We start from the raw sequence: 4,624 nt of genomic DNA, 5'->3' as shown, positions 1-4,624 counted from the left end.
ATAGACATTGATTGAAAACAATATATTCTTCAAGAGAAAGCACTTTTATCACATCCCTATTTACTTCTTCCAATAACTATGTGTACATTTTATTAATCTATTCTGAGATAACGGTTGCTTGTACTATCTAAACTTTCATTTTCTCAAACACTTTCTATATTTAATTGAATCAGTGATTCCTTTATTATATTGAAAGGGAGCATAATCTTCATCAAAACACATATACCAACACCCTGATTCATCCTGTTTACAGATTGCTGTTCTTATCTCGTTTAATCCTTTTGGAGTAAAACTATACGCACAAACTCGCTCTAAATCATGCTCGGCATCATAATAACGGTATATCATTAAAGCATTTGACTGGTGAACCTTATTTTTTTGAAGAATCAACTCGTTAAGATAATCTATCCTTTCAGCCGACTCAATAAATTGTATGCCGATAACATTGTGTGGAATATATCCCTCTTTTGTTTGTGAAAATAGCTTTTCAATTGTTTCGACATCTTTATTCCAGACGTTTTCTCTTTCTAAATGAAGAGCAAGATATAAAAAATTTTCAATATCAAATCTTGCATCCCACTTCCACCAAGACAAATCCATTGGTCTGGAACGCCCCTTTAATTTATCAAACTTAGAATCTTCGACAAAAGCATCAAATCCCAGCATCTCTCCCAGATTCGCAAAATAATCAATTTCCCTTTTCGTGAACATGGAGCGATTATGTAATTGAGACAAATTCATTCTTCGGTAATTCCGTACATAGCCCTCAAAGAACTGGTTGAGATTAAAATATTGTTTTTTCATCATATCCACCTTTCTTTGTATTAAATCAATAGATTAAAATTTAAATAACATACTACTATTTTATGTTATTATTTTTTGGTATTGAGAAAGTCTGAGTCTATTTAATAGAAAAAGGACAACGCTTAACATTGCCCTATCTAAACTTGCTTTATTTACTTTTTCTAATTTTCAACATTGAATTAGCATTTGCCTGGAATTCATATGGAACTTTTACTTCTTCAATTCTATATCCATTAACAGCGAGATTATGAATTAATTTATCTAAATGTTCATATCGTTTCCCTTCTAAATCAACTAATGGAAATATACGAATTTCTTCTTTAGTAACCCTCAGTAATTCATTTAATGTGGATACATGAAATTGGTAATCTAAACGGTCGGCATACATAAATAAAAAGTGTGCTGAAAGAAGAACATCAAATTCTCCATCTTTAAATGGTAAAGAAGGTAAAGTAACAGGAACATATCGCTCACTCGATTTTCTCATGTCAGTTGCACAATCTTTTAAGGCACTCAAACGATGTTTTCTAAGACCTTCTATATCTTTGAAATAACCCCAAACATAATTATTTTTTGCCCTCTCCATTTGTGCCATTGCATGGTCAATATCTTGCAGACCTTTATTTTCAAGGTCATCTACCGAATGGTAATAAGCAATATCACATGCGGTTATATCTAATCCTGATTTGTTTCCCAACGCTGTAAAAGAACATGCTCCTGCTGGACAATCAAGTATTTTCTTTCCCTTCAGGTCTTTTACTGAAAGTGAAAACATATTCAAATACTCTTCAAACGTTCGCCCAATAAAAACAATTCTTTCTAAATCTAACTTTGTACTCTGCTCAACTCTACTCAACTAATCTCACCTCTATATATGAATATAATAAAAAACAACCACCTTACAACTCCGCAAAAGCAAAGGAGGTGGTTGTTCTGTAAAGCAAAAAGGGTCATCGTTCTAAAAAAATGTCCTTTCGATGCACGAAAACCCAAAACTCCGCTATCATATTTTACCAAACTTCTAAACAAACAGAAAGTAACTGTATGAAAATTGTGCAAATTAAATCATTCTTTCAAATTCTGCTGAAGCAAGTGTAATAATTCTTCTTTTGATTCCTGTGGAAGAATACTGATAAACTCCTGTAAACCCATATTATATAAGCACAGCACAAGCATCTTCTCTAAGTCATTGCCAAAAGGAAGAAATTTTCCCTCCACCGTCTCTAACCTGTTTCCCATTGGCGTATATTCCTCATACATCTTAAAATTAATCGGCTGAGCTTCTTTTTTGGGAATTAACATCAGTCAACACTCCTTCTCCACGTTTTGGAACAATATGGACACTTCCAAGCAAACACAGAATCCCAATTGGAAATGCCAATTTTTTCACTTACATAACGTAGTTTGTATTTCTTTTGTTCTTGTTCAGTGAGAACTCTTATTAAATTCTTACCACAATACGGGCAATATTCTTTTGGTATTTCCTGCTCATTTTTCATTCTTTTCTTCATCACTCTCAACATACTTACAAAATCCTGCTCTTAGAAGCAAATGGACATCTAAACAGGCATCAGAAAAATCTATATGACTATATATCTCCTCCGCCCAGAAGTTAAAATCTCCCCTTTCTTTATTATTGGAGATAACATGTAAATTCTCTAACATCTGATATGAACTCACTCTTCATTCTCCCCTTTAAAATCTAATTCTTGTTCATTTAACATCGTTCGCAAGGTTTCTTTGGTATCATCGGAAATGAGTTCTAAGAATCGTTTCAATCCTACAGCGTGTAAACCAAGTATTAGCATATTTTCTGCCCCATCCAGTCTCCCCTTTTTTAAATACATATCTTTTGGTAGACACTGAGAAACTAAATCCTCCTCCATTAGCTGTGGTTCGGCTGTTATCTCTAATTTTCTGGCAAACTCCCACTTTTTATGGTCTTCTCTGAATCGTTCAACTTTGTAGATAGGTACTCCATACTTTTCAAAAATCCATTCATCATTATATTTATCCTCTTCAAGCTGAACAAAGATTCTTGCCATTTCCTCTGCTATCTCTTGCTTTGCCTCCTTTTTCAAATCCTCAAGAATTTCAGCCCTAAACTTTTCCTTCCAATCTTGTTCCACAAAGCCTTCTCTCCCCTTTATTAATGAAATATCATCACCTCTCCATCAGATATTCTGATATTTCATTAAGGATTGCAAAATACTCTCCTTCGCTATCAGGCTCATATCCGAAATCCTTTAATTGAACTGGCGGAGTCTGCAACCATTCACGAATGTCATTGTCCAGTTCTATTTCATCATCAAGTGAAAAAGCCTCTACCAATTCGGTTATATCTATATCCTTTTCTTGCACTATTCCCTTACTCATTCTTTATTCCTCCTTTTCCCTTTATTCATCATCCGTTAGATAATACATAGACCTGTTTATAACATCTACAAAATCCATTTCATCGACATTCAAGGGTTCATACACTTTATCTATTACTCCTGCCTTTTTTAGTTCTACGGATACAACATGTATCCACTTTTCATAAATCTCCACTTGTATTCTTGGTTCAGTTCCTCTAAATGCTTGTTCTAAACCCCATCTACCATATATATCTCGGATGATTTCTCTAACAATGGAAACAGCAAGTTTTTCGCTCATTAATATCACCTTCATTTGTTTAGTTTTTAAGGAATACATCATTGATTTAGATTCCTCTTTTTGCAAGAATCCGAAGTGCTTTTTTGTTCATTTCAATTATAGGGACTAAATACTCTATCATCGGTACAGTACACTTAATACCATAATTCGGATTAGTAATATTCCTTTTTTCTGAAAGACGTTTTAATGCCAACAAAAGCACCTCCATAAACAGTTTCGATAACAATTACATATAATTCGGTAAGTTTATTCACCAGTTTAACTGGAGGAAAATTAGGAATTTTAGTGTAAACTCTGGATTTCCTATAAAACTATTTCATTACACGCACCATTCCCTTCTATAACTTGAAATCCATATGCTGATAAATCGTATTAAGCATCTCTCCGATGTCTTGAATAAGTTCTGTATCATTCATCGTTGGGAACAAATCCTTAACAGTCTGAACAGCATTTTCCTTGGTTTTAAATGATTCCAGTTTTCCGATTTCATTCGCAGTAACTAACGCCAAGGAAGATACCTTTTTCCGCCAAATGGTCGAACCTCTAACTTCTTTTTGAAGTATCCGTAAAAAGCACTTAAAACCATCAAACTCTCCACTATTTATCACATATCTTTGATTTTCCTCCATTGAATCACCACTACTTTCTTAATAACCCTGAACGGAATCATATGAATTGAATTTTTACGTAATATCCGATAACAATGGAAATAAATATCATTAGCACGTCACCAATTGTTTCTACAAGCATGTTTAATAAAAATTCCTTTAACTTTTCCCCCTGTATTTGCATATATTACGCCCCCTTTCAAATGGAGTTTGGAAACAAACACAATTAAAAACGCCCAGTCTTAGCGACTGAGCGTTAATTTATGCAATATGAACTTATATAGGAAATACCTAAAGTCTTCATTTTGTTTCCTCGATTCAGTAGTTATCGTTCCTTATAAGCTAATGATAACCTCAGTTCTATTCGATATCAATCGAATTTATAAGAACCATCTAAAAATGGTATCACTATTATTTCAAATTCCTCTTGTAGCATCTACCCATTTCCTAATATTCTTGCAACATTCCACATATGCTAATCATGTCCTTGTCTTTTATTTATTCCTTTACTACTTGCTCTTCCTTTACACTCTACGTTGTTCATAAATAAAAAACAA

Annotated in this window: 11 protein-coding genes; all 11 read right to left on the bottom strand. The window is 33.5% G+C overall.

The annotated features are described in order from the left end of the window. Positions 1–135: 135 nt before the first annotated feature. The 11 genes from P9E47_RS22670 to P9E47_RS22620 all read right to left on the bottom strand — a co-directional run bounded on the left by P9E47_RS22670 (position 136) and on the right by P9E47_RS22620 (position 4,251). On the bottom strand, positions 136–804 hold the full coding sequence (locus tag P9E47_RS22670) for a hypothetical protein (RefSeq protein WP_326165130.1): 669 nt from the start codon (positions 802–804) through the stop codon (positions 136–138). 148 nt (positions 805–952) lie between these two features. Further along, positions 953–1,660, bottom strand: coding sequence for a class I SAM-dependent methyltransferase (locus tag P9E47_RS22665; RefSeq protein WP_172859715.1), 708 nt, complete (start codon positions 1,658–1,660; stop codon positions 953–955). A gap of 209 nt (positions 1,661–1,869) precedes the next feature. Continuing rightward, on the bottom strand, positions 1,870–2,106 hold the full coding sequence (locus P9E47_RS22660; protein WP_145585396.1) for a hypothetical protein: 237 nt from the start codon (positions 2,104–2,106) through the stop codon (positions 1,870–1,872). Beyond that, positions 2,106–2,327: a hypothetical protein gene (locus P9E47_RS22655; RefSeq protein ID WP_326165126.1), complete on the bottom strand. Its 222-nt coding sequence runs from the start codon at positions 2,325–2,327 to the stop codon at positions 2,106–2,108. The genes P9E47_RS22660 and P9E47_RS22655 overlap by 1 nt, the downstream gene beginning before the upstream one ends. Then, positions 2,293–2,484, bottom strand: coding sequence for a hypothetical protein (locus P9E47_RS22650; RefSeq protein WP_145585397.1), 192 nt, complete (start codon positions 2,482–2,484; stop codon positions 2,293–2,295). The genes P9E47_RS22655 and P9E47_RS22650 overlap by 35 nt, the downstream gene beginning before the upstream one ends. Next, complete coding sequence (locus tag P9E47_RS22645) at positions 2,481–2,933, bottom strand: hypothetical protein (protein WP_326165121.1); 453 nt, start codon at positions 2,931–2,933, stop codon at positions 2,481–2,483. The genes P9E47_RS22650 and P9E47_RS22645 overlap by 4 nt, the downstream gene beginning before the upstream one ends. 34 nt (positions 2,934–2,967) lie before the next feature. Then, the gene (locus tag P9E47_RS22640) at positions 2,968–3,180 is read right to left on the bottom strand and encodes a hypothetical protein (protein ID WP_326165118.1); all 213 of its coding nucleotides are present in this window, start codon (positions 3,178–3,180) and stop codon (positions 2,968–2,970) included. A gap of 21 nt (positions 3,181–3,201) precedes the next feature. Continuing rightward, entirely contained in the window at positions 3,202–3,501 is a 300-nt protein-coding gene (locus P9E47_RS22635; protein ID WP_326165116.1) for a hypothetical protein, read from the bottom strand. A gap of 4 nt (positions 3,502–3,505) precedes the next feature. Further along, entirely contained in the window at positions 3,506–3,652 is a 147-nt protein-coding gene (locus P9E47_RS22630; protein ID WP_326165115.1) for a hypothetical protein, read from the bottom strand. A 145-nt stretch (positions 3,653–3,797) separates the two neighbouring features. After that, a complete protein-coding gene (locus P9E47_RS22625; RefSeq protein ID WP_326165113.1) occupies positions 3,798–4,088 on the bottom strand; it encodes a hypothetical protein in 291 nt (96 codons plus the stop codon). A gap of 37 nt (positions 4,089–4,125) precedes the next feature. Then, positions 4,126–4,251: a hypothetical protein gene (locus P9E47_RS22620; RefSeq protein WP_326165111.1), complete on the bottom strand. Its 126-nt coding sequence runs from the start codon at positions 4,249–4,251 to the stop codon at positions 4,126–4,128. Positions 4,252–4,624: the final 373 nt, after the last annotated feature.

This window comes from Schinkia azotoformans (assembly GCF_035811335.1).
Lineage (GTDB): Bacteria > Bacillota > Bacilli > Bacillales > Bacillaceae_J > Schinkia > Schinkia azotoformans.
Note: the sequence above shows the minus strand (reverse complement) of the source record. Positions and strands in the feature narration are given on the sequence as shown.

What these genes read in the sequence shown, in the direction of transcription:
- P9E47_RS22670 (WP_326165130.1), bottom strand. Translation starts at nt 804, where the DNA reads ATGAAAAAACAATATTTTAATCTCAACCAGTTCTTTGAGGGCTATGTA.
- P9E47_RS22660 (WP_145585396.1), bottom strand. Translation starts at nt 2,106, where the DNA reads ATGTTAATTCCCAAAAAAGAAGCTCAGCCGATTAATTTTAAGATGTAT.
- P9E47_RS22655 (WP_326165126.1), bottom strand. Translation starts at nt 2,327, where the DNA reads ATGTTGAGAGTGATGAAGAAAAGAATGAAAAATGAGCAGGAAATACCA.
- P9E47_RS22640 (WP_326165118.1), bottom strand. Translation starts at nt 3,180, where the DNA reads ATGAGTAAGGGAATAGTGCAAGAAAAGGATATAGATATAACCGAATTG.
- P9E47_RS22635 (WP_326165116.1), bottom strand. Translation starts at nt 3,501, where the DNA reads ATGATGTATTCCTTAAAAACTAAACAAATGAAGGTGATATTAATGAGC.
- P9E47_RS22625 (WP_326165113.1), bottom strand. Translation starts at nt 4,088, where the DNA reads ATGGAGGAAAATCAAAGATATGTGATAAATAGTGGAGAGTTTGATGGT.
- P9E47_RS22620 (WP_326165111.1), bottom strand. Translation starts at nt 4,251, where the DNA reads ATGCAAATACAGGGGGAAAAGTTAAAGGAATTTTTATTAAACATGCTT.